Origin of the sequence: Pyxidicoccus trucidator (assembly GCF_010894435.1) — a bacterium.
In the GTDB taxonomy this organism is placed as follows: Bacteria; Myxococcota; Myxococcia; order Myxococcales; family Myxococcaceae; genus Myxococcus; species Myxococcus trucidator.
On the sequence record NZ_JAAIXZ010000036.1, the window covers coordinates 14633 to 37767 of the forward strand.

Consider the following 23135-nt stretch of genomic DNA (forward strand, 5'->3'; position numbering starts at 1 on the left):
AGACCTGCCCCCAGGCGTCGGCCACGATTTCGACCGTGTACGGACGGTGCTCAGGGCGCGCGGACTTCACGCCACCAGGGTGCCGAGGGGACGTCGCCCGTGAGCTCCACGGGGTGCCCCAGGCGCGGGGTGACGAGCGCGACGCCCTGCTTGCGGGCCTCGGCGGCCAGCACCTCCGCGGGCTCGTCCCACGCGTGGATGGCCAGTGAGAAGGTGCCCCAGTGGATGGGCAGCAGCCTGCGCCCGCGCACCAGCTCGTGCGCCTGGAGGGCCTGGTGCGGCCCCAGGTGGATGTCCCCCCAGGACGGGTGGAACGCGCCCACCTCGAACATGGCCAGGTCGAAGGGGCCGAAGCGCCGGCCCACCTCGGCGAATTCCTGCGTCAGGCCCGTGTCCCCGCTGAAGAAGACGCGGTGCTGGGGCCCGAGCAGCGTCCAGGACGTCCACAGCGTCCGGTTGCGGTCCGACAGGCCGCGCCCGGAGAAGTGCTGCGCCGGCGTGGACACCATGCGCAGGCGCCCATCGCCCAGCGACACCTCCTGCCACCAGTCCAGCTCCACCACGCGCTCGGGCGGCACGCCCCACTGCTCCAGGTGCGCGCCAAGGCCCAGGGGCACGTAGAACGTCCAGCCTCGCGGCACCATGGCCTGGATGGTGGGCATGTCCAGGTGGTCGTAGTGGTCATGCGACAGCAGCACCGCGTCCACGTCCGGCAGCGCGTCCAGCGGCAGCGGTGGCGGATGGAAGCGCTGGGGGCCTACCAGCGTGGACGGCGAGGCGCGCTCGCCCCACACGGGGTCGGTGAGGATGCGGAAGCCGTCAAGCTCCACCAGCATCGTCGAGTGTCCCAGCCACGTCACGCGCAGCCCGCTCTCCGGGGGCTTCGCCAGGGCCGCGGCCACGTCGCGCTCCATCGGCAGCGGGCCCGGCGGCGTCCGCTGCTGGCTGCCGAAGGCCAGCTCCTTCAACGTGCCCAGGTCCGGCCGGTTGCGCACGGCGGGGTTGACGGTGGTGTTCACGAAGACGCCGTCCCGGTTCCGGGGCGAGGCGCGCATCCGCTCCAGCCGGGAGCCCGTGGGCGCCGCGCCGAAGGCCTGGAAGTGGCCGGTGGACGTCCAGGCCAGCAGCGTGGCGACCGAGGCCAGCAACGCGACGCCCAGCAGGGCGAACCTCCACTTCCGACTGCCCTGCCGGCGCCCGGGGGCCGCGACTTCATCACTCATGGGGCCTTCCCTTAGCGCCAGCCCCCGGTGCGCGCCCATTAAGAAGTGTATCGGTTCAGTGCGCGTCGCCCGCGCCGCTCGTGGCCTTCAGCCCGACGATGGCCACCAGCAGCAGCGACAAGAAGAAGATGCGCAGCGGGGTGACGGGCTCATGGAAGAGGACCATGCCCAGCACCGCCGCGCCGAGCGCGCCGATGCCCACCCAGACCGCGTAGGCGGTGCCGATGGGCAGCGTCTTCGCCGCGAGGCCCAGCAGCACCATGCTGGCGACGATGGCCGCCCCCGTCAGGATGCTGGGAATGGGGCGGGTGAAGCCCTCGGTGTACTTGAGACCGATGGCCCAGCAGACCTCGAGCAGCCCGGCGATGATGAGAAGGATCCAGGACATGGCGCACGACTCCCGTGTTCGCGTCGTCTTGTCCTGACCGGGTACGGCGCGCCTCGTCCGGGCCCGACACGCTCACCATGAGCAGCCGTGCAGGCGCGGCTATAACGCTCCGCCCCTCTCCCTTCAACCGGCACGTGCACGCGGTATTCCGCGCTCCCGGACGCCCGGCCCCCGTGCCGGAGCAGCTCAGTGCGCGGTGGCGTGTCCAGAACCCGAGGGCGACGCATGGGCGGCCTTGCCTCGTGACAGGCCGTGGCGCCGGGCGGCCGCCTCGACGATTCGCTGCACGAGCGCCGCATAGGACATGCCCCGCTCGCGCGCGCCGAGCGCCACCTCGCACTGCGCCTCCAGGTAGGGATTGGGGTTCACCTCCAGGAGGTACGGCTCGTTGGTCCGGGTGGACACGCGGAAGTCGATGCGGGCGTAGTCGCGCAGCTTGAGCGCGCGGAAGGCCGTCACCGCCGCCCGCTCGATGCGACCGCGCAGCTCGTCGGACAGGTCATGTGGGAGCACCAGCCGGGGGCTGCCCTCCGTCTCCGGGGCGAACTTCACCTCCCGGTTGGCGATCTTCATCCGCTTGCGGCTCCAGCGCCTCCCGAAGTCCAGCTCCACCACCGGCAGCACGTCCGGCCGGGCATGGTCTCCGAGCACGCCCACATACATCTCCCGCCCCTCGATGAACTCCTCCGCGAGCGCCTCGTCGTCGTACTCCTCGCGAATCTTCCGTACGCGCCGCGCCAGCCCCTCCATGTCCTTCTCCACGCCCAGGCCCATGGAGGCGTCCGAGCGGGCCGGCTTCACCACGAGCGGGAACTTGAGGTCCGCGCTCGTCTGGAAGGAGTCCCCGTCGAACGTCGCGAAGCGCGGGGTGAGCACGCCGTGGAACTGCAGGAGCTGCTTGGTGAGGATCTTGTCCTGCGCCAGCAGCAGCCCCGCCGTGCCCGAGCCCGTGAAGGGCACGCGCGCCAGCTCCAGCACGGCGGCCACGTTCACCTCCAGCCGATAGTCCTCGGCGAACGTCTCGCAGATGTTGAAGACCAGGTCCGCCCGGCTGGAGGCCACCTTGCGCATGAGGTCGGTGACGCTCTCGTCCACGCCGACGTCCACCGTCGTGTGGCCCGCCTCCTTCAGGGCGGCGCGCACCTGCCCGACGACGGCGTCGGGCTCCTCTCCCTTGGGCTGGTAGTGGAGGACCGCGATGCGAAGGGGGCCAGACGCCATGGTCATTCCTCGTAGAAGCGGTCGGTGTAGAGGTGGTTCATCGCCAGCGCCGTCACCAGTGAGGCGATGTGCATGGCCGCCTCGCGGCTGTCATCAGGGTGCAGGGTGAGGCCGAGCGCGGCGGAGCGCTCGGCGAGGTGGTCCAGCAGGGCGCGCACCACGCTGCGGCTCACGCCGGTGTAGCGGCTCACCGTGGCCAGCAGGCGCTGGCGCTCGGAGCGCACCAGCGTCTCCGCGCGGGCGGGTGCCTCGCCCGGGCCGTAGAAGATGTCCTCCAGCGACTGGTCGAAGGCGTCACGCAGCTCCAGGTCCACCTTCTCGTCCAGCTCGCGCTGGCGGTAGTGGTCCAGGACGGTGCCCTCCATCTCCTCGGTGGTGAGGTCCGGCTCGGCGAGTTGGACCAGCGGCTGCGCCCGGCCGAGCCGCGCCACCGTGTCCTCCACGTACTGGAGCTTCTTCAGCGCCCCCCAGCCCTGGTAGCGCTTGCGCCAGTCGCTGTTGGGGGTGAGCCAGACGGCGAAGGTCTCCGCGAAGTCCTCGTCCGGGTGCTTCTGCGCGTACCAGCCGGAGATGTGGTGCACGTAGCGCCGCGAGAAGGGCCGGGCCTTGTAGTCGTCTCGGTAGGGCCGCGAGTAGTCGCCGAACACCTTGCGCCACTCGTCCGTCTCGTAGAGCCGGTAGGCATAGTTGAAGGCGTGGCCGGCCTCGTGGCGGAGGTACATGAGGATCTCCTCCTCCGTCTCCACGCCGCCGCCCAGCTCCTCCTCGATGGAGTGCAGGTCCGCGTCCGCCAGGTAGAAGGGCACGCCGATGACGGGGACACCGGACGGGCAGCCCCACTCGTCCGACAGGTAGCACTGCGGCTTGAAGGAGATGCCGCGCGACTCCAGCTCCGCGTGGAGCTGGATGATGTCGCGCTCCAATTGCGTGCCCGCGAGCCGCAGCGACAGGTCCTTGATGCGCGCCTGGAGCAGCTTCTCGCGCTGGGGCGGGAGCCGGCCGCGTCCATCCCCCTGCTGGGCGGGATGTTTCTCGCGCATCGCCAGGCCAGGATGAGAGGGCGGAGTCAGCATGCCGGTTTCTAGATAAGGACCGTGCCGGCAGGCGGACAGCCTGCGCCTGCCGCAGGGCAGCCAGGGAGGCGAGCCCCCGCTGGTCCCGCGCCCTCAATGCACGGCGGGCGGAACAGGCGACGCCCCGCTCTCGCCGCCTGCCGCTGTCCGCGCCTCATGCGTCTCCAGGAACCGGAGCACCGCTTCCTCCACGGTGAGGAACACGTTCTCGCTTCCCAGCCGGTCCATCAGTCCCGTGCGCCGCAGCATGATGCGCAGGGGCGCGTTGGCGTCGCCGATGACCAGGACGATGCCCCGCTCCTCCAGCTCGCCGCGCAGCTTCTCCAGGCCGTCCGCCGCGGTGACGTCGAGGTCGTAGACCGAGCTCGCGTCCAGGATGACCTCTTCGACGGGATGGCGGGAGGCGGCCACCAGCTCTCGGACCCGCTCACGCAGATGGCGCGCGTTGGCGAAGAACATGGGCGCGTCGAAGCGATAGACGATGAGCCCGGGAATCGCCCGGGCTTCCTTGTGCCGGGTGAGGTCGAGCCAGCCGGGCATGCCCTCCCGTCTGCCCAGCACCGCGTCGTGGGGATGCGCGGCGCGGCGGACGAGGTCCACCAGCGCCAGCGCCACGGCGATGAGGATGCCCTGGAGGATGCCCAGCAGCAGCACCCCCAGCATCGTCGCCACGGCCAGGAAGGCCTCCACGCGGCGCACGCGCCACAGCGCGAGGACGGACGCGAAGTCCATCAGATACACCGCGGCGACGATGACGATGGCCCCCAGCGTCACCAGGGGGAGGTTCTCCAGCAGCGGCGTGAGGAACAGCGCGAACACCGTCACCAACACCGCGGCGCAGACTCCGACGAGCTGGGAGCGCCCGCCCATGGCGTCGTTGACGGCGGAGCGAGAGTCGCTCCCCGTCACCGGGAAGCCCTGGACCAGGGCAGAGGCCAGGTTGCCCGCGGCCTGCCCGAAGAACTCCTGGTTGCTGTCCAGGCGGTAGTGATTCCGGTCCGCGTAGATGCGACCTGTCAGCACGGAGCTGGCGTAGTTGACCAGCGCGATGCTGAAGGCGGCCGGTAGCAGCGCGCGCACATCCGCGAAGCTGAGTGCCGGAAAGCCGAAGGCCGGGGGCTCCGCTTCGACGGTGCCGACCACCTGGAGACCGCCGTGGCGAAGCTGGAACAATTGGGCGACCGCGGTGGTGAGGACCACCAGGATGAGCGGCCCTGGGATGCGAGGGAGGAACCGCCGCAGCAGGACCAGGGCCGCGATGATGGCCATTCCGAACAGCAGCGTGAGCACGTGAAGGCGCGGGAGCCCCATACCCACTTCCCACACCTGTCCGAAGAATGCGTCCGACTTGCGCTCCAGGCCGACCATTCGCGCGAGCTGGCTGCCGATGATGATGAGCGCGGCGCCGTTGGTGTACCCGATGAGGATGGGCTTGGAGAGGAAGTCCGCGAGCCCGCCCGCCTTGAGCAGTCCCGCCAGGAGGCTGAGGCCCGCCACCATCAGCGCCAGGAGCGCGGCGAGTGAGGCGTAGCGCGCGGGGTCGGCTCCCACGGTGAGCGGGGCGAGCGCGGTGGCGGTGAGGATGGCCGCGCCCGCCTCGGGGCCGAGGATGAGGTGCCGCGAGGGGCCGAACAGGGCGTAGGCCAGCATGCCCGCCGCGCCCGCGTACAGGCCCGCCACGGGACGCACGCCGACAATCTGCGCGTAGGCCAGGCCCTGGGGCACGAGCATGGCCCCGATGGTCAGCGCGGAGAGGAAGTCCGGCCGCAGCCATCGCCTCGGGTAGTCCATCGCGAGCCGCAGGCCGGGGACGACCCGCTGCGCGCCCTGCCAGATGCGTCCCGTCCAGAGCCCCATCGCCAAGTGTCGCCCCCTCACCCTGCCGCTGAAGCCTCTCCCCCAGGGTGTGGAGCGGCGCCCGGAATGCCACCCGTCCCCACGGGAAGGGCAACGGAAGGAAGGAGCCCCCGCCGCCCGGGCATCCTCCGTGCGTGCGAGGGCCGTCCCCCGCCATCGTTCAGGCCACGACGGCCCTCCGCACCCCGGGGCACTCGGCGGAACGTGCGTGGATGCGCAGGATGGCCACGCGCCATGTCCCCCGCCCCTTCCTCCTCGCGCCTCTTGTTGGTGGCGGTGCTGGCCACCGTCCTGTCCGGGTGCGCCACCACGGCACCCCGCACCGAGCTCCAGCAGCGCGTGGGCGAGTCGGGCCTGTCCGTGGGGGTGTTGCGTGTCCGCGTGCGGGACCTGGCCCGCCGACTCCCGGGAATGCTGGAGACGGCGGCGGACGACATCGCCGCGAAATCCGACTCGGAGTTGCTGCAGCTCCGGATGCTGGAGTTCAAGACCGACGCGGTGCCCACGATGCAGGCCGTGCTCTTCCAACCAGACCCGGTGGCCGCCCTCGCCGACGCCTGGGCCCTGCTGGCCCAGCTCCAGGACGTGCTCCCGAAACGCGCCGAGGGCGTTCCTCCCGAGCTGGTGGAAAAGGCGCAGAACTCGCTGCGGAAGGCCGAAGCGGAGGTGGAGATCATCTGGCGGGAGCTCTCCGGCAACGAGGACGTCTCCCAGGCCCGGGAGCGCGTGCACCAGTGGGCCGCGGAGAATCCGCTCACCGGGCCCGTCCACTCACGGGTGTCCACCGCGCCGCTGCTGGCCAACCTCACGGACAGGTCCCGCATCCGCCCGCTGGGCGCCGCAGCGGCCCTGCTGGAGGACACGCGCGACATCACCGCGCGGGTGGACCTCTATGCCTCCAGCCTGCCCCGGCAGGCCCGGTGGCAGGCGGAGCTGGCGACGGCGGAGATAATGTCCACGGTGGCCGAGGCCCCTGCCCTGCACGCGGTGGTGGGCGAGCTGAACCGCACGGTGGACATCCTCGACCGCTTTGGAGGACTGGCCGCCAACACCCCCGCGCTGGTGGCCCGCGAGCGGGCGGCCGTGGTGGACGCGCTGAACCAGGAGCGCATGGCGGTACAGACCTTCATCTCCGGTGAGCGGCAGGCCGTGCTCGCGGGCGTGGGGCAGGAGCGAGCCGCGGTGATGGACGGACTCCGCTCCGAGCGCATCGCGACCCTCCAGCAATTGGATGGCCTGGCCGTGGCGTGGACGGACCATGCCTTCGACCGTGCCGCCGGGCTGGTGGACCGCGTGTTCCTGTGGCTCCTCGGCCTGCTCGCGCTGGCGCTGGTGGGAGGCATCATCATCGCCGCGCTGCTCGCGCGGGGGTGGCGCCGCGTCTGAAGCAGCAAGGCCCGGGAGCACGAAACCGCTCGTGCTCCCGGGCCCCAATCCGCCGCTGAAGTCGCGGACGGCCTGCTCAGGCGTGGCTTTGCTGGAAGCGGCGGATGGCCTGCTCCACCTCATTGGCGAGCGACATGACCTGGTCACCCACCTCGGACTTCCCTTCGTTCTGGGCTTCGCGCATCTTCTCCTTCACGCGCTCCTTCAAGGGCCCGATGCTCAGGCTGCCCGGTGCCTGGCTGGGCACGAAGTCGATGAGGCTCTCCGCGAACTTCTTCACCAACCCCTGGGCCGGGACGAAGAGGAACATCCGCTCGCCGTACCACTGCGTGTACAGGCCCGAGTGCGTCGCGTACTCGAATGGATCGGAGCGCAGGTTGAAGATGTACGGCCAGGCCGGATTGAAGCGCTTGCCGCTGAACCACATGTCGGGGCCCTCGCCGTCCTGGTAGCTGAAGACGACCTTCCAGTCGTCGTACCGCACCGCCGCGATGTTGCCGCTGTCGAGGACGTAGATGAACTCGTGGCGCCGGCCAGGCTCCGTTCCGGCCAGCAAGGCGCGCTGGTCGTAGCCGTCCAGGTGGACGCGGAACTTCTTGTTCCCCACCTGATGGCCCCGCTTGCACTTCTCGGCCAGGTCCTCGGGGCCGCCCGCCGCCGCCACGAACGTCGGCATCCAGTCCTCGTGGGCGAAGATGTCGTTGATGACGCGGCCCGGTTCGATGACGCCCGGCCAGCGCACGGCGCAGGGGACGCGGACGCCGCCCTCCCAGGTGGAGCCCTTCTCCCCCCGGAACGGGGCGTTGCCGCCGTCCGGCCACCCCATCTTCTCCACGCCATTGTCCGTGGAGAAGACGACAATGGTGTTGTCGGCGACGCCGAGCTCGTCGAGCTTGCCCAGGAGCGCGCCGACGTGGTCGTCCAGCTCGGTCATGGCGTCCGCGTACAGCCCCTTGCCCGTCTTGTTGCGGTACTTCTCCTGGAGGTACGTCCACACATGGGTGCGCGTGGAGTTGTGCCAGATGAAGAAGGGCTTGTTGTCCTTCACCGCGCGCTCCATGAAGGAGAGCGAGGAGGCCAGGAACTCCTCGTCCACCGTCTCCATCCGCTTCTTCGTCAGCGGGCCCGTGTCCTCGATGCGCTGCCGGCCCACGCGGCCCCAGCGAGGATCCTCGGTGGGGTCGTCGCGGTCCGTGGCATGACAATGCAGCACGCCGCGCGGACCGAACTTCGCCTTGAAGGCCGGGTCCTTCGGGTAGTCCGGGCACTCCGGCTCGTTCTCCGCGTTGAGGTGGTAGAGGTTGCCGTGGAACTCGTCGAAGCCGTGCACCGTGGGCAGGAACCGGTTCGAGTCTCCGAGGTGGTTCTTTCCGAACTGACCGCAGGTGTAACCCAGGGGCTTCAGCAGCTCCGCGATGGTGGGGTCGCCCTCCTGGATTCCGTAGGCCGCTCCCGGCATGCCGATGGTCGTGAGCCCCGTGCGCAGCGGGTTCATTCCGGTGATGAAGGCGGCCCGGCCCGCGGTGCAGCTCTGCTGCCCGTAGCAGTCCGTCATCAGCGCGCCTTCTTTGGCGATACGGTCGATGTTGGGCGTGCGGTAGCCCATCATCCCCTGGTTGTACGCGCTGACATTCCAGAGGCCGATGTCATCTCCCCAGATGACCAGGATGTTCGGCTTGCCCTGCCCTTCACCCTTGCCGTTGCCGCCGCGCCCGTGGCCATTGCCTGACGTCTTGCTCTTCTTTTCCTGCGATGCCATGCCGCTCCACCTTCCCGTGCCGTGCGGACCGCCCTCGGGCTCCATGCCCTCCGGCGCCTATCGGCCGCGGGCGGCTCTCGCACCTCGGACAGGGTGGCCAGTCCGGGGCGAAAGGACACCCATCCTTCCCGGGCGGGGCGAGCGGCGCACCGACGACACCCGCGCCGGAGAGAGGTCGAAGACCTCCTACCGGCGCGGGGCGCGGACCGTCACTGGTGGGCCATGAGGTTGCGCATCTCAGCCGCCTTGTCCTCGATGATGTTGCCGGACACATCGACCACCACCTGCTCCAGCTTCCCGGTGAAGGGGAACGGAGTGCGGTAGTCCGTCGTCACGGAAGAGCCTTCATCCCGGCCGCAGGTGAGGCCCTCGGTGATGCCGATGTCGAGCGGAATGGTCACCGGCAGCTGGATTTGACCCGACAGCTTGCTGTCGATGTAGAGCTGCGCCCGCCCCGGAGCACCCTTGCCGTGGGCGATGTCCGGCTTGCCGGTGGGCTCGAACTCGAAGCGGAGCTCATGGCGGCCCTCCGGAATCGTCACATCGGAGGCCACATGGTGGTGCTCCAGGCCCACGTAGTTGTAGGCGTAGTGCAGCCGGTGGTCCTTCACGTAGAGCGAGTACCCCCCGGACGCCCCCCCTTGCGCCACGAGGACGCCCTCGGCCCCGTTCTGGATTTCGACCGTGGCGGTGATGCTGTGCGGCCGGTTGAGCAGGCGGGGCGCAATCTTGTTGGAGACTGTCGACGTGCCAGGGAAGAAGACATAGCGCTGGAGGTCCTTGGCCAGCTGCGGACGCTCCTCGGCCAGGCGGGTGGCACCGCGGCTGTCCAATGGCAACACGTCGTACTTGCCAGCCTCCACGTACCAGAGCGCAATCATCTCGATGAGCCTGTCGCGATGCTCCGCCGCGACGTTCTTCGTCTCGGAGAAGTCCTTGGCGACGTGGTACAGCTCCCAGCCGTGCGCATCCAGCTCGCGCAGCTTCTCCTCGGTGATGGCCATTTCACCGAAGTCCATGCCGGCCTCCTTGAAGGACGGCCCGGGCACCGGACAGACGGCGCGCCAGCCATCGTGGTAGATGGACCGGTGAGCGAACATCTCGAAGTATTGCGTGCGATGCAGGCTCTCCGCCTTCGCATCGTTGAAGCTCCGGGCGAACGAGACGCCCTGGATGGGTGACTGCGTCACACCTCGGACCTGCTTCGGCGCCTCCAGCGAGAGGCACTCCAGCACGGTGGGCAACATGTCCACCACGTGAGCGTACTGGCTACGCACCTCGCCCCGGGCCTTGATGCCCTTGGGCCAGTGGACGATGAAGGGGTCGCTCGTCCCTCCACGGTACGTCTCACGCTTCCAGCGGCGGAAGGGAGTGTTGCCCGCCCAGGCCCACCCCCACGGATAGTGGTTGAAGTACTTGGGGCCTCCCAGCTCATCGATGGCGGGGAGGCTGTCCTCCAGCCGCTCGGGGACGTTGTTGAAGAACAGGTTCTCATTGACCGACCCGTGCGGGCCGCCCTCGGCGCTGGCACCATTGTCGCTGACGACCATGATGAGCGTGTTGTCGAGCTGGCCCGTCCCCTCCAGGAACTGGATGAGCCGACCGATATGGTGGTCCGTGTGCTCGAGGAACCCGGCGAAGACCTCCATCATCCGCGCGTAGAGGCGGCGCGCGTCGGCGGACAGCGCATCCCACGCCTGAACGTCAGGATCCCGCGAGGACAGGCGGGTATCCGGCGGCAGCACCCCCATCCGCTTCTGCTGCTGGAAGACCTTCTCGCGGTAGGCGTCCCAGCCGTCGTCGAACTGCCCCTTGTAGCGGTCGGCCCACTCCCTGGGGACGTGGTGGGGGGCGTGCATCGCGCCGGGCGCGAAGTAGAGGAAGAAGGGCTTGTCAGGCGCGACCTGCCGGGCGTCCGCGATGAACTCGATGGCGTGGTCCACCAGGTCCTCGGTGAGGTGATAGCCCTCCTCCGGCGTCTTCGGCGGCCTCACCTGGTGGTTGTCGTGGATGAGGTCCGGGTAGTACTGGTGGGTGTCGCCACCGAGGAAGCCGTAGTAGCGCTCGAAGCCGCGTCCCAGGGGCCACCGGTCGAAGGGGCCGGCGGCGCTCACCTGCTCGGCGGGGGTCAGGTGCCACTTGCCCACGGCGAAGGTGTTGTAGCCGTGTGGCAGGAGCAGCTCGGAGAGGAAGCCGTTCTCGAAGGGGATGGAGCCGTTGGCCCCTGGATAGCCGGTGGCCCCCTCGGTGATGCAGGCCATGGCGTTGGAGTGGTGGTTCCGGCCCGTCAGCATGCAGGCGCGGCTGGGTGAGCACAGCGCGGTGGTGTGCAGGTTGTTGTACCGGAGGCCGCCCGCCGCGAGCCGGTCCAGGTTGGGCGTGCGGATGGGCGAGCCATAGCACCCCAGGTGCCCGAAGCCGGTGTCATCCAGGACGATGAACACGACATTGGACGCCCCCTTCCTGGCTCGCAACGGCCTGGGCCAGGCGGGCTCGGACTCCTCGATGGTCCTGCCTGTTACTCCAGTGAATGCTGTTCCCGGCTCGTATTCCTTCAACGGCATGCCGCCCTCCCCGACAAACAGAATCAAAGAGGGTAGGTCTCGTGGCCTCACGGTGAAGTGGACCCCAGGGGGGATGGCCGCGTCGGACACCGCACCCAATGGGCCAGCGACGTGAGGACTCCGTCGTTCGCGCGGTGAAGCGAGGCCTGTGCTGTCAGCGACGAACGGCGGCGCCCGGAGGCGATGGACTGCGTGGGGGGGCCTGTCCACCGTTGTCATCCATGAGAGCCATCTACCTTGCATGGGGACTGGGCCTGAGCCTGGTCCTGGGCGCCGCTCCCGCGGAGAGCGCTCCAGCCACCGAGAACGGGGGCGCCGCGGCGTCCGTGGACTGCGAGGCCTGTGAGACAGCGGACACGCGGAAGCTGGGTGGGCACACCTTCCTGTTCCCCATCCTCCAGCAGACCGCGTTCGTCACCACGCACGTGGGCATCCGCGAGGGTGTGGCGCGCTACGACGTGCCAGACCTGCCCGTCAGCACGCTGGGCACGCGGGACATCCTGCTGACCGGCTTCCAGCAGACCGCCGACCTGGGCCTGACCATCACCCCCTGGCTTGGGCTGACCGGCTACGCGCGGGGCACCATCATCACCGGCGCCAACACCGCCTCACTCCTGACGGATGGCGCCTCCGTGAACCTGGTGGGCCAGGCGGGCGCGGTGGTGCGGCTGTGGCGCAACGAGTCCAGCGGCACGCAGGTCTCCCTGCGGGCCCTGTATGGCCACAGCAAAGGCAAGGAGATCACCGTCCTCTCACTCATCCGGAGCATCGTGAACAACCCGCTGCTGACGCTGGAGGACATCGTGGATGGCAACACGGGCCAGTTCCTCCTGGAGCCCACCTCGGAGCAGGCCGTCACCGGCGGCGGGTACGTGGCCCAGGCCCTGGGCCCCGTCTTCTCGCTGCAGGGCTCGGCGACCGGCGAGTACGCGTGGCGCACGCGTGAGCCGTTCGACTCGGAGGCGGGGCAGCGCCTCACCCTGGATACGAACGCCTTCCGCATCAACCTCTCGCTCGCCCTCGCGGCGGACTTCAACTCCCTCGGCGTTCCCGTGGCTTTGATGGGCGAGTACCAGTTCCTCACCGGCGAGGAGGACGAGATTGGCCGGCAAGACCAGACGCTGAAGGCCAGCACGGTGGCGCTGGGCGTCTACTACTCGGGCCGACCCAATCTGCAGCTCGGCGTGGGCTCCGTGGTGACCCTCAGTGCCGCCAGCCGACGCGGCATCGGCGAGGAGGGCCAGACGGTGGAGTCGGGCGATCCGACGCTCGCCTACGGGCAGCTCATCCTCCGCTACATCTGGTGAAGACAGGCACCGTGCCGGGAGGAAGCACCATGCGTCGGTTCCATTCGGTGCCCCTGATGATTCTGGGGTTGTGCCTGCTCGTCCCCGCTGCCCGGGGAGCGGACGCTCCCAGCGACAGCGAGACAGCGGGCTTCGTGGAACAGGAGCCCGCCGCCAGCCGCTTCGTGTTCAGCCTGGGCGGCGGACCCTCCTTCCCCATCTCCGACGCAGGAGGGCGCTTCGAAGCGGGCTGGGGCTTCCAGCTCGGGGCTGGCCTCAACTTCTCGAGCCGCCTGGGGTTGCTGGCCGAGTATTCGTACAGCGGCTACGAGGTGCAGGATGACGTCCTGACCGAGAGCAGCCTCGTCGGTGACCACTTCATGCAGTACGGGGACCTGAACGCCATCGTCAACCTCCTCCCAGGCCGCCGCCTGGGCGTCTACCTCACCGGAGGGCCGGGCCTGTACTACCGCAGGGTGGAGGTGACCCGCCTCGACGGCGCGGAGGTCGTGCCCTACTGCGACCCCTGGCTGCTCGTCTGCTACCCCGACGTGGTCCCCGCGGGGACTGTCCTCGGCTCGCGGAGCACGACGGACTTCGGGCTCAACGCCGGGCTGGGCGTCACCTACCGGCTCTACGGCCCCATCCGCGTCTACCTGGAGGCCCGCTACCACTACATCTTCGGCCCGGAGTTCGACACGCCGGAGGGCTCCCGGAAAGCGGACGGCCAGTACCTGCCCATCAACCTGGGACTCCTGCTCTGACGTCCTGTCGCCGGGTGGACTGGTCGAGCCCTGCAGTCTCAGCGGGGCTCAGGAGGAGGCCGGCTCCCTCGAGGCCGAGGGGGCCGCACCTGGCGCCGACGGTGGAAGACCTTGCGCTCCACCAGCGCCACCAGCCAGCTCACGGTGGCGACGGTGGGAGCGAACACGGCGGCCAGGACGGGACTGCCAAGCGCCGCCTCACAGCCCACGGCCGCGGCCACCCAGATGGACGCGGCCGTGGTGATGCCGAGGATGTAGTTGCGCCGCTTGATGACACTCGCGGCGCCCACGAAGCCAATGCCGGAGGTGATGCCCTGCAGCACGCGGAGCACATCCTCGTCGGCGCGCGCGCCGAAGCGGACCGCGGTGGTGCAGAACAGCGCGGCGCCCAGCGTCACCAGTAGATGTGTCCTGACGCCTCCCGGCCGCCGGCGGTAGGGAAGCCCCAGGGTGATGCCGGCGAGGGCCGCCAGGACGAGCCGAACCCAGAGCTCCGTCTCCGTCTCCGCCTTCAACTCGAACATGCGCCGGGCTCCCGGGCCGCTCCAGGCGTGTACCGCCACTACTCTCCGCGACGCGCGTCGGCCCGGGCACGGTGCGCACGCCGTCCGTGGCCCGCCAGGGTCCGGGAGGGCGTGGCCATCGTTCACCGTACTGGCGCAAGCCACACCCTGGGGCCCACCCACCGCACGGCAGCACGGCGCTCCCGCCCTCCGGCCCGATGATACGAGACCGGGGCGTGTGCTCCCTGTGTCCGAGGTTGCAGCCGTAACTCGGAGACAACTGCATGGTGCTGGACAGCTCCAAGAACCTGACGCCCCGCGCCAGTCCACTGGCCTCCTGGAACACCGGCGCCGCGAAGAAGTCCCTGCTCACCTTCGTCGACGCGGTCACCACCGAGGGCGCGGCCACGTTCGTCCCGCCCGAGCAGCGCATCGCGGTGTTCGACAACGACGGCACGCTCTGGGCCGAGCAGCCGTTCTACTTCCAGGGGCTGTTCATCATCGACCGCATCCGGGCGCTCGCTCCAGAGCACCCGGAGTGGAAGGAGCGGCAGCCGTTCAAGTCCCTCCTGGAGGGCGGCGGACTGGCATCCGGGCTCACGGAGCATGATGTCGGGGCAATCATCGCGGCCACACACGCCGGGATGACTACGGACGCGTTCGCGCAGATTGCCCGGGACTGGCTCCGCACCGCCCGGCATCCCCGCTTCCACCGGCGCTACAGCGAGTGCGTCTACCAGCCGATGCTGGAGCTGCTCGCCTTCCTGCGCGCCCACGACTTCACGACCTACATCGTCTCTGGCGGCGGCATCGACTTCCTGCGCACGTTCGCCGAGGAGGTCTACGGCATCCCGCCCGCGCGGGTGGTGGGCAGCAGCGGGCAGGTGCGCTTCGAGCTGCGCGGCGGCCAACCGGTGCTCGTCAAGCTCCCGGAGATTGGCAGCGTAGACGACGGGCCGGGCAAGCCGGTGAACATCCACCTGCACATCGGTCAGCGCCCCATCCTCGCCTTCGGCAACTCGGACGGCGATCTCCAGATGTTCCAGTACACGGAGGCTGGCGCCAGGCCGCATCTGGCGCTGCTCCTCCACCATGACGATGCGGAGCGCGAGTACGCCTACGACCGCCAGTCCCACTCGGGCCGGCTGGACGAGGCCCTGCGCGTGGCCCGGCAACGGAACTGGACCGTGGTGAGCATGAAGGATGACTGGAGGGAGCTGTTCCCAGCCACCCGCCAGGAGGCAGGCGACGCCCGAAGCGAAGCCACCACGGACTCACCGCACTGAGCACCTGGCAAACCCAACGGAGGAGGCAATCATGGCAGCGAAGGACAACAACAAGCCGAACATCCTGGTCATCTTTGGTGATGACATTGGCATGAACAACATCAGCGCCTATTCCCACGGCATGATGGGCTACCGGACGCCCAACATCGACCGGCTCGCACGAGAGGGAATGATGTTCACCGACTACTACGGTGAGCAGAGCTGCACGGCGGGCCGCGCGGCCTTCATCACCGGGCAGAGCGTGTTCCGGACAGGCCTGAGCAAGGTGGGCATGCCAGGCGCCGAGAATGGCATGCGGGCCGAGGACCCCACCATCGCCGAGCTGCTGAAGCCTCTCGGCTATGCCACCGCCCAGTTTGGCAAGAACCACCTCGGCGACCGGGACGAGCACCTGCCCACCCTGCACGGCTTCGACGAGTTCTTCGGCAACCTCTACCACCTCAATGCCGAGGAGGAGCCGGAGCGGTACGACTATCCCTCTGCGAAGGACTTCCCGGAGTTCAGGCAGAAGTTCGGCCCCCGCGGCGTCCTTCGCTGCCGGGCCAATCCGGAGGGCGGGCAGAAGATCGAGGACACGGGGCCGCTCACCGGCAAGCGCATGGAGACCGTCGACGACGAGTTCCTCGAGGCAGGCACGCAGTGGATCCGTCAGCGGCACGCCGACGGCGCTCCCTGGTTCATGTGGTTCAACACGACGCACATGCACCTGTACACCCACGTGAAGCCCGAGAGCCGCGGCCAGGCGGGCCGGTGGCAGTCCGCCTACCACGACACGATGATCGACCACGACAAGGTGGTGGGCTCCATGCTGAACCTGCTGGACGAGTTGGGCATCGCCGACAACACCATCGTCATCTACAGCACGGACAACGGGCCGCACATGAACTCGTGGCCCGACGGCGGCATGACGCCGTTCCGCAGCGAGAAGGACACCAACTGGGAGGGCGCCTACCGGGTGCCGGCCTTCATCCGCTGGCCCGGACACATCCAGGCGGGCACGGTCTCCAATGAAATCGTGAGCCATCTCGACTGGCTGCCCACGCTCCTGGCCGCCGCCGGCGCTCCCGACATCAAGGACCGGCTGCTGAAGGGCCACAAGGCGGGCGCGAAGAAGTTCAAGGTGCACCTGGACGGCTACAACCTCCTGCCGTACCTGACGGGCCAGGAGCCGAAGTCCGCGCGCCAGGAGTTCTTCTATTTCTCCGACGACGGGGACCTGGTCGCCGTGCGCATGGACAACTGGAAGATGACCTTCCTGGAGCAGCGCGCCACGGGAACGCTCAAGGTCTGGGGAGAGCCCTTCACGGTGCTGCGCATGCCGAAGATCTTCAACCTGCGCACCGACCCCTTCGAGCGCGCGGACTTCACCTCGAACACCTACTACGACTGGTGCATCAAGCATGCCTTCCTGGCGGTGCCGACGCAGGCCATCGTCGGGAAGTTCCTGGAGTCCTTCAAGAGCTTCCCTCCCAGGCAGAAGGCCGCGAGCTTCACGGTCGACCAGGTGATGGACAAGCTCACCGCCGGCATCACCAGCCGGTAGGCGCCACCGCCGCGTCCGGGCGGGAGGGGAAGCCCTTTCCCCTCCCGTCTTCACGGTGCCGGAGCGAAGACGTCCTTCCAGTCCCGCTGGATGCTCACCAGGGTCCACCCGTTGGCCCGCGCCGCCTTCACGGAGGCCTCGTCCTTCTCCTGGTAGCTGAACTCACGCCGTGCATCGTCATGGTTGATCATGAGCTGGAGCGAGGGCCCCTCGCGGCCCTGCGAGTACTCCAGCATGGCGATGTCGCCCCCCGAGCGGACGTTGCCCGCCGCGAGCAGCGGGCGCCGGCCGATGTGCTGGTCGATGCCCACCGGCTTGCCTTCCTTGTCGTTGAGATGGTCCACCCGGGGCTCGCGCCACAGCTCCTTCCTGCCGCCGCGCGTCCCGTATTTCTCCTCCACGCTGCTGCCAATGACCCGCTCGGGAGGGATGCCGTACAGCTCCTCGGAGAAGACGCGCATGAAGTCGATGCCTCCGCCCGAGCTGATCCACGTCTGGAAGCCGTGGTCTTCCAGGTACTGGAGCAGCTCGCGCATGGGCTGGTAGGCGAGCCGCGTATAGGGCACGCCGAGCTTCGGGTGACGCGAGGCTCGCAGGAAGTCGCGGACCTCGGCCTGGAGCTGCTCTCGCGTCAGGTTCGTGTGGGTGACCGCGAGCAGCTCCATCACCTCCCGCTCATCCGCGCCCTTGAGGGAGGCGAAGTCCCCTTCCAGCACGGCCTTGTACGGCTGCCGGTTCCGGAGCGAGGGGTCCTTCGCCGCCAGCTCCTTGACCCGCTCCACCAGGAAGGCCCCCTGCACCACCGGCTGCTCCTGCCAGAGCGTGCCGTCGTTGTCGAAGACGGCGATGCGCTCGTCCTCGGGCACGAAGTCCGGGCTGCCCTCCGTCGTCACGCGGCTGACGAAGCCCAGGATGGCCTGCTTCGCGGGGCCGTCATTCCAGGACGGGAGCGGCTCCCCCCGGCCGGCCTGTGCCCCGGCCGCGGCCGAGAAGCCCAGCACGAGCGCGAGCATGGCGTGGAGGTAGAGCGACTGGCGGCGGAGACAGCAGCAGGGCAGGGACATGGGACACACCTCTCCTCTCCAGGGGCACGGTGGTGTCGCGGCGTGCACTCCACAACAAGAGGGTGCGCGGGAAGGGAGGGACTGCTTCGGATGCCCGGTGTGGACGGGCCGCCGGAGCGCATGGGCCGACGAGCGGCCAGCCTCCGCCCGCGCCGCCCTGCCTCCAGCCAGCCGTGGCTGGCGCGCACCCCGGAGACATCGGCGCCACCTTCATCCCGTGACACCCGCTCACGCGGCACACCAAGGAGGGCGCAATGCCCCTGCATGGACGAGAAGAAGTCCAGGACCACCTCAACGACGACGTCTACGCCTCGCCCGACCTGTCCGTCGCGATGCCCAAGTACCGCATGCCCGAGGACGAGCACAGCGCCGACCACGCCTACGCCGTGGTCCACGACGAGCTCCTGCTGGACGGCAACTCGCGGCAGAACCTGGCCACCTTTTGCCAGACCTGGGCCGAGCCGCAGGTCCACCGGCTGATGGACGAGTGCCTCGACAAGAACATGATCGACAAGGACGAGTACCCGCAGACGGCGGAGATCGAGACCCGCTGCGTGAACATGCTCGCCTACCTGTGGCACGCGCCCGACGCGGCCCACACCGTGGGGACGTCCACCACCGGCTCCAGCGAGGCGGCGATGCTGGGAGGGCTGGCGCTCAAGTGGCGCTGGCGCAAGAAGCGGGAGCTGGAGGGCAAGCCCACCGACAGACCCAACCTCATCTGTGGGCCGGTGCAGATCTGCTGGCACAAGTTCGCGCGCTACTTCGACGTGGAGCTCCGTCAGGTGCCGCTGGCGCCCGGACGGATGGTGATGACGCCGGAGGAGGTGCTGAAGCGCTGCGACGAGAACACCATTGGCGTCGTGCCCACCCTGGGCATCACCTTCAACCTGCTCTATGAGCCGGTGCAGGACATCGCCAACGCGCTGGACGACCTGCAGCGGCGCACCGGACTGGACATCCCCATCCACGTGGACGCGGCGAGCGGCGGCTTCATCGCGCCGTTCATCCACCGGGACGTGGTGTGGGACTTCCGGCTTCCCCGCGTGAAGTCCATCAACACGTCCGGCCACAAGTTCGGGCTGACGCCGCTGGGCTGCGGCTGGGCGGTGTGGCGCGACAAGGAGGACCTGCCCGACGAGCTCGTCTTCCGGGTGGACTACCTTGGCGGCGACATGCCGACGTTCGCGCTGAACTTCTCGCGGCCGGGCGGGCAGATCGTCATCCAGTACTACAACTTCCTCCGACTGGGGAAGGAGGGCTACCGGCGCGTGCAGCAGGCGTGCTCGGACACCGCCTTCGTCATCGCGAAGGCGATAGAGCAGCTCGACTTCTTCGAGGTCATCTACGACGGCAGGGGCGGCGTGCCGGGCGTGTGCTGGAAGCTGAAGGAGGGCGTGGACCCGGGCTTCACGCTCTACGACCTGGCCGACCGCATGCGGGAGCGGGGCTGGCAGGTGCCCGCCTACCCGATGCCCGCGGACATCCAGGACGTCGTCGTCCAGCGCGTGCTGGTGCGCCACGGCGTCAGCCGGGACCTGGCCTCGCTGCTCGTCTCGGACCTGGCCGCCAGCATCGAGCACTTCCGCCGGCACCCGGTGAGCAAGCCCATGACGCGGGAAGAAGCGTCCGGCTACCACCACTGAAGTCCCCTGCCGGCGCACGTCCCGCACGTGCGCCGGCCGCGGGCGCGGCTCACCGCACGATGACCAGGATGTAGGAAGCGATGGTGATGAGCACGGTGCCCAGGGCCGTGGGCACCGCGAAGCCGATGGCGGGGACCGCGCTGTGCGCCTCGTCCTGGGCCACCTTCAGCCCCGCCGTGTTGCAGCGCGCGCCACACACCGCGCCCAGCAGCACGGCGGGGTTCAGCTTGAAGAGGTACAGACCCGCCGCGTAGCCGATGATGGGCGGCAGCAGCCCGACGACGAGCCCGGAGATGATGAGCGGCACCAGCGTCCCGCCCTGGATGGAGCCGGCCACGTCCGGCCCGGAGTTGAGCGCCAGCGCCGCGATGAAGATGGCCAGGCCCAGGTCCTCCAGCAGGGCGCGCGCGGGCTCGGGCACCGGGCCGCCCAGGGACGGGTTGCGGGCGCGCAGGGTGCCGATGATGACGCCCGCCAGCAGCAGCGCCGCCGCGGTTCCCAGTCCCACATGGATGCCCTTCACCGGGATGGCCAGCATGCCCGCCAGCGCCCCGAGCACCAGGCCCACCGCGAGCGTGACGATGTCCGTGGTCAGGCTGGGCCGCACCATCACCCCCACCTGCTCTGCCGCCATCTCGAGGCGCCGCTCCGTGCCCGTCACCCGCAGCACGTCATGGACCTTCACCCGCGCGTTCGGCTGCAGCGGAAGCTGCTCACCCATGCGGAACAGGGCGTCCAGGTACAGGCCCGCGCCAAACCGCGGCACCAGCTCGCTCAGCATCAGCCCCGCCAATTCCTTGTGCGTGACGACGCACTCCACCGTCCGCACGGGGACATCGCGCAGCGCCGGGTCGTCCAGCTCCGGTCCCACCTCGCCATGGTGGTGGATGAGCGCGCCCACCTCACCGGCGATTGCCAGCTCGTCCCCGCGCCGCAAGGCGAAGTCGTCGCCCGGGGTCAGCAGCCTGCCCTCGCGCCGGACCCGCTCGATGGACGCCCGGGGCGCCACCGCATGCACCTGGGCCACCGTCGTGCCCTCCACCTTCGGGTTTTCGAGGCGGTAGGCACGCACCACCAGGGGCGTGTAGCCCACGTCGAACGCGCTGTCCGTCCCGGGCGGGGGCGCGCTCGAGGCGCCGCCCAGCGCCTTCTCCATGTCATGGGCCGACTGCTCCAGGTTCCGGTGGAACATGCGCGGCAGGTACTTCACCAGCACGACGAACCCAATCATGCTCAGGATGTAGGTGATGGCGAAGGAGGCCGCGAGGTTGGCGCCCACCGCCGCGCCCTCGCCACCGGGCACCGCCCCGGACGTCACCGCCGACTGGGCCGCCCCCAGCGCGGCCGACGCCGTCATTCCGCCCGCCAGCGTGCCGGCCACCGCGCCATCCGGCAGCCGGAGCAGGATGCCGCACAGGAGCGCCAGCGCGGGCGCCACCAGGCACACCACCAGCGTGGTGAGGACGAAGCGCTTGCCGTCGCGCTCCAGCCCCGCGAAGAACTGCGGTCCAACCCGCAGGCCCACGGCGTACATGAAGAAGTTGAAGAAGAGCGTCTGGACGAATGCATCCACCTTCAGCCTCACGCCGAACACGGAGACCGAGATGAGGCTCAGCGCCAGCCCCACCACCAGCGTGGCCGCGGTGGTCCCCAGGCTGATGCGCCGGATGCGGACGCGGCCGAGCAGGTAGCCCAGCGCCACCACCAGGAAGAGCGCGGTGAAGGCGTCACGCCCGAGCAGCGCGAAGACATGCTCCAGCACCCCATGCGACCTCGCGTCGCCCGAGCCCGCCTCCGCCGCCTGCCCCACCACCGGGACGATGAGCGCCAGCGACAGCAGCCGCAGGCGCGAACCCCACCCGCCTCCAGCCGCGGCCCAGCGCCGGTGCACGGGGCTCCCGCCTGGATGTCGCGTGTCGAGTCGCATGGCCGTCCGTCCTTTCGCCACTCCCCCGAGGTCGAAGGTAGGCGCGCCGAGACTCCGCCAGGGCAGGCGGGCCCGGCGCATGGCACCTGACGGCCCGTGTGCCCGAGGCCCCTCCCGCCTCCCAGCCCCCGCCGTCGGTTCGTTGCGGCGCCAGCGTGGCTTCCCCATCTCTCCTTCGGTCATCAAGCGAAGAGCCCCGTGACAGCGTCCCCCCGCCCGGCGGCCTCCCCCGCCCCCGAGGGCATGGCCGCTATTCACCGGGACACGCCTCGCCAGTCTCCACGTCGCCCCGGAGACGATGCCCCTCGTGTCTGATGGGCACGGAGCCTCCGGGCCCCCACCGTGCCGCACGCATCAGGCCCGGGGGACGGGTTGCCCCCCGGTGCTCGCAGGCGGGGGAGACGGGCATGAGCTGGAGACGCTGGGTGGGCGGACTCGCGGTGTCGGCGCTGCTGTCGCCGTCGCCGGGGTGGGCCGCGGAGGACGACGCGACGAAGGAGGACGGCCCGTCGCTCACGGGGGGCTTCGACCGGGAGAAGGGCTTCCACCTCCAGTCCACGGACGGAAACTACCTGCTCAGCCTGGGGCTCCAGGCCGGGTACAAGATCGAGCCCGTCTTCCTGAACGGAGAGGCCGAGTCCCGTACCGCCTTCTCCTTCCTGCGCCCCATCCTCAAGGGAAACCTCTACCGGCCGTGGATCCGCTTCTGGACCTCGCTGGAGATGGCGGCGTTCCCCATCTACGTGCTGGACAGCTATGTGGACGTGCAGCCCATCGACGCGCTCGGCCTTCGCGCGGGCCAGCAGTACACCCCGCTGAGCCGACACGAGTCCTGGGGGCCACAGCAGATCCTCTTCCCCGAGTTCGCCCCCATCGCCAACTACTTCTGGACCGGCCGCGACAAGGGCCTCACCGTCTTCGGCACGCTGGAGCACCTGGAATACTACGCGGGCATCTACAGCGGCTCGCCGCTGCGCACCGTCACGTCGGAGCCCGGCCGCTACCAGCTCAACGCCCGGCTCACCTGGTTCCCCATGGGGAAGCCGGGCTACGGAGAGCTGCCCTACATCATGTCGGGTGACACGGAGCCTCCCCTCAACGTCTCCTTCACCGTGCAGGGCGCCGGCGGCAAGGTGGAGCAGATCCAGGAGAACTTCAACCCGGAGGCCGGCATCTTCCGAATCGAGCGACAGGGCGTGCGCCGCTTCGCCACGGGCGGGGCGGATGTATTCGTGCAGGCCCGGCGCTTCAGCTTCTTCGGAGAGGCGTACCTCCGCCGCACCGAGCCGCCCGGAGGCGTGGCCCGCTTCACCAGCTTCGGCGCGTGGGTGCAGGCCGACTATGTCTTCTACAAGAAGGTGCTGGATGCAGGGGTGCGGCTCAGCTACCTGGACGCGAGCTGGGACCTGGACGACGACCTGCTCTACGTCGCCGAGGCCCAGCTCGCGTGGTTCGTGGACGCGCCGTACCTGGCCCTCAAGCTGCGCTACCAGGTCGCGCACCAGGAGACGCCGGACCCGGCCGCCGCCACGGGCATCGTGCTGGCGAAGGACCCGGGCACCACGAACCTCATCACCCTGCAGGTCAACCTCGCCTTCTGACGCGGCGAGGACGGCTCGTGGCTTCCCGCTCTGGTAGCCACGAG

The 23135-nt window shown here is 69.4% G+C and carries 17 protein-coding genes and 1 riboswitch; of the genes, 7 read left to right on the plus strand and 10 right to left on the minus strand.

The window, feature by feature from the left end; genetic code table 11:
* Positions 1–50: 50 nt before the first annotated feature.
* From G4D85_RS47570 to G4D85_RS47590, 5 genes are all read right to left on the minus strand, one after another.
* On the minus strand, positions 51–1223 hold the full coding sequence (locus tag G4D85_RS47570) for an MBL fold metallo-hydrolase (RefSeq protein ID WP_164021626.1): 1173 nt from the start codon (positions 1221–1223) through the stop codon (positions 51–53).
* Positions 1224–1278: 55 nt separating this feature from the next.
* Positions 1279–1611 carry a quaternary ammonium compound efflux SMR transporter SugE gene (sugE, locus tag G4D85_RS47575; RefSeq protein ID WP_164021628.1) on the minus strand — a complete coding sequence of 111 codons (333 nt, stop codon included), beginning with the start codon at positions 1609–1611 and terminating at the stop codon, positions 1279–1281.
* A 17-nt stretch (positions 1612–1628) separates the two neighbouring features.
* A riboswitch (guanidine-III (ykkC-III) riboswitch) is annotated at positions 1629–1688 on the minus strand.
* Positions 1689–1797: 109 nt separating this feature from the next.
* Positions 1798–2832: a D-alanine--D-alanine ligase family protein gene (locus G4D85_RS47580; protein WP_164021630.1), complete on the minus strand. Its 1035-nt coding sequence runs from the start codon at positions 2830–2832 to the stop codon at positions 1798–1800.
* A gap of 2 nt (positions 2833–2834) precedes the next feature.
* Positions 2835–3905 carry a putative zinc-binding metallopeptidase gene (locus G4D85_RS47585; RefSeq protein ID WP_205526030.1) on the minus strand — a complete coding sequence of 357 codons (1071 nt, stop codon included), beginning with the start codon at positions 3903–3905 and terminating at the stop codon, positions 2835–2837.
* Positions 3906–3998: 93 nt separating this feature from the next.
* Positions 3999–5762: a SulP family inorganic anion transporter gene (locus G4D85_RS47590; RefSeq protein WP_164021690.1), complete on the minus strand. Its 1764-nt coding sequence runs from the start codon at positions 5760–5762 to the stop codon at positions 3999–4001.
* Between the two features lie 234 nt (positions 5763–5996).
* Here G4D85_RS47590 and G4D85_RS47595 point away from each other — a divergent pair, with 234 nt between their 5' ends.
* Positions 5997–7148, plus strand: coding sequence for a chemotaxis protein (locus tag G4D85_RS47595; protein WP_164021634.1), 1152 nt, complete (start codon positions 5997–5999; stop codon positions 7146–7148).
* Between the two features lie 76 nt (positions 7149–7224).
* Here G4D85_RS47595 and G4D85_RS47600 read toward each other — a convergent pair whose 3' ends face one another.
* Both G4D85_RS47600 and G4D85_RS47605 read right to left on the minus strand, forming a co-directional pair.
* Positions 7225–8907, minus strand: a complete 1683-nt coding sequence (locus tag G4D85_RS47600; RefSeq protein WP_164021636.1) for an arylsulfatase — start codon at positions 8905–8907, stop codon at positions 7225–7227.
* Between the two features lie 209 nt (positions 8908–9116).
* The gene (locus G4D85_RS47605) at positions 9117–11351 is read right to left on the minus strand and encodes an arylsulfatase (RefSeq protein ID WP_240359939.1); all 2235 of its coding nucleotides are present in this window, start codon (positions 11349–11351) and stop codon (positions 9117–9119) included.
* 341 nt (positions 11352–11692) lie between these two features.
* On the opposite strand from G4D85_RS47605, the gene G4D85_RS47610 reads away from it, so the two are divergent.
* Positions 11693–12778 (plus strand): hypothetical protein, encoded by a 1086-nt coding sequence (locus tag G4D85_RS47610; RefSeq protein WP_164021640.1) that lies wholly within the window; start codon positions 11693–11695, stop codon positions 12776–12778.
* Positions 12779–12807: 29 nt separating this feature from the next.
* Positions 12808–13521, plus strand: a complete 714-nt coding sequence (locus tag G4D85_RS47615) for an outer membrane beta-barrel protein (RefSeq protein ID WP_164021642.1) — start codon at positions 12808–12810, stop codon at positions 13519–13521.
* Positions 13522–13559: 38 nt separating this feature from the next.
* On the opposite strand, the gene G4D85_RS47620 is transcribed toward G4D85_RS47615, so the two are convergent.
* The gene (locus tag G4D85_RS47620) at positions 13560–14045 is read right to left on the minus strand and encodes an MgtC/SapB family protein (RefSeq protein WP_164021644.1); all 486 of its coding nucleotides are present in this window, start codon (positions 14043–14045) and stop codon (positions 13560–13562) included.
* A 263-nt stretch (positions 14046–14308) separates the two neighbouring features.
* Between G4D85_RS47620 and G4D85_RS47625 the strand changes: the two genes are divergently transcribed.
* Both G4D85_RS47625 and G4D85_RS47630 read left to right on the plus strand, forming a co-directional pair.
* Positions 14309–15310, plus strand: a complete 1002-nt coding sequence (locus tag G4D85_RS47625) for an HAD family hydrolase (protein ID WP_164021646.1) — start codon at positions 14309–14311, stop codon at positions 15308–15310.
* Between the two features lie 31 nt (positions 15311–15341).
* Complete coding sequence (locus tag G4D85_RS47630; RefSeq protein WP_164021648.1) at positions 15342–16853, plus strand: arylsulfatase; 1512 nt, start codon at positions 15342–15344, stop codon at positions 16851–16853.
* Positions 16854–16903: 50 nt separating this feature from the next.
* Here the strand turns inward: G4D85_RS47630 and G4D85_RS47635 are convergent, their stop codons facing one another.
* On the minus strand, positions 16904–17917 hold the full coding sequence (locus tag G4D85_RS47635) for an HAD family hydrolase (RefSeq protein WP_240359940.1): 1014 nt from the start codon (positions 17915–17917) through the stop codon (positions 16904–16906).
* Positions 17918–18171: 254 nt separating this feature from the next.
* Here G4D85_RS47635 and gad point away from each other — a divergent pair, with 254 nt between their 5' ends.
* Positions 18172–19563, plus strand: a complete 1392-nt coding sequence (gad, locus tag G4D85_RS47640; protein ID WP_164021650.1) for a glutamate decarboxylase — start codon at positions 18172–18174, stop codon at positions 19561–19563.
* Between the two features lie 49 nt (positions 19564–19612).
* Here the strand turns inward: gad and G4D85_RS47645 are convergent, their stop codons facing one another.
* Positions 19613–21490, minus strand: a complete 1878-nt coding sequence (locus G4D85_RS47645; protein ID WP_164021652.1) for an aspartate:alanine exchanger family transporter — start codon at positions 21488–21490, stop codon at positions 19613–19615.
* Positions 21491–21897: 407 nt separating this feature from the next.
* Between G4D85_RS47645 and G4D85_RS47650 the strand changes: the two genes are divergently transcribed.
* On the plus strand, positions 21898–23091 hold the full coding sequence (locus G4D85_RS47650; protein ID WP_164021654.1) for a porin family protein: 1194 nt from the start codon (positions 21898–21900) through the stop codon (positions 23089–23091).
* Positions 23092–23135: the final 44 nt, after the last annotated feature.

Bases quoted from the DNA above. Each gene is read 5' to 3' on its own strand.
- G4D85_RS47630 (WP_164021648.1), top strand. From the start codon at position 15,342: ATGGCAGCGAAGGACAACAACAAGCCGAACATCCTGGTCATCTTTGGT.
- G4D85_RS47635 (WP_240359940.1), bottom strand. From the start codon at position 17,917: ATGTCCCTGCCCTGCTGCTGTCTCCGCCGCCAGTCGCTCTACCTCCAC.
- G4D85_RS47650 (WP_164021654.1), top strand. From the start codon at position 21,898: ATGAGCTGGAGACGCTGGGTGGGCGGACTCGCGGTGTCGGCGCTGCTG.
- G4D85_RS47590 (WP_164021690.1), bottom strand. From the start codon at position 5,762: ATGGGGCTCTGGACGGGACGCATCTGGCAGGGCGCGCAGCGGGTCGTC.
- G4D85_RS47570 (WP_164021626.1), bottom strand. From the start codon at position 1,223: ATGAGTGATGAAGTCGCGGCCCCCGGGCGCCGGCAGGGCAGTCGGAAG.
- gad (WP_164021650.1), top strand. From the start codon at position 18,172: ATGCCCCTGCATGGACGAGAAGAAGTCCAGGACCACCTCAACGACGAC.
- G4D85_RS47615 (WP_164021642.1), top strand. From the start codon at position 12,808: ATGCGTCGGTTCCATTCGGTGCCCCTGATGATTCTGGGGTTGTGCCTG.
- G4D85_RS47600 (WP_164021636.1), bottom strand. From the start codon at position 8,907: ATGGCATCGCAGGAAAAGAAGAGCAAGACGTCAGGCAATGGCCACGGG.
- G4D85_RS47625 (WP_164021646.1), top strand. From the start codon at position 14,309: ATGGTGCTGGACAGCTCCAAGAACCTGACGCCCCGCGCCAGTCCACTG.
- G4D85_RS47595 (WP_164021634.1), top strand. From the start codon at position 5,997: ATGTCCCCCGCCCCTTCCTCCTCGCGCCTCTTGTTGGTGGCGGTGCTG.
- G4D85_RS47610 (WP_164021640.1), top strand. From the start codon at position 11,693: ATGAGAGCCATCTACCTTGCATGGGGACTGGGCCTGAGCCTGGTCCTG.
- sugE (WP_164021628.1), bottom strand. From the start codon at position 1,611: ATGTCCTGGATCCTTCTCATCATCGCCGGGCTGCTCGAGGTCTGCTGG.
- G4D85_RS47620 (WP_164021644.1), bottom strand. From the start codon at position 14,045: ATGTTCGAGTTGAAGGCGGAGACGGAGACGGAGCTCTGGGTTCGGCTC.
- G4D85_RS47645 (WP_164021652.1), bottom strand. From the start codon at position 21,490: ATGCGACTCGACACGCGACATCCAGGCGGGAGCCCCGTGCACCGGCGC.
- G4D85_RS47585 (WP_205526030.1), bottom strand. From the start codon at position 3,905: ATGCTGACTCCGCCCTCTCATCCTGGCCTGGCGATGCGCGAGAAACAT.
- G4D85_RS47580 (WP_164021630.1), bottom strand. From the start codon at position 2,832: ATGGCGTCTGGCCCCCTTCGCATCGCGGTCCTCCACTACCAGCCCAAG.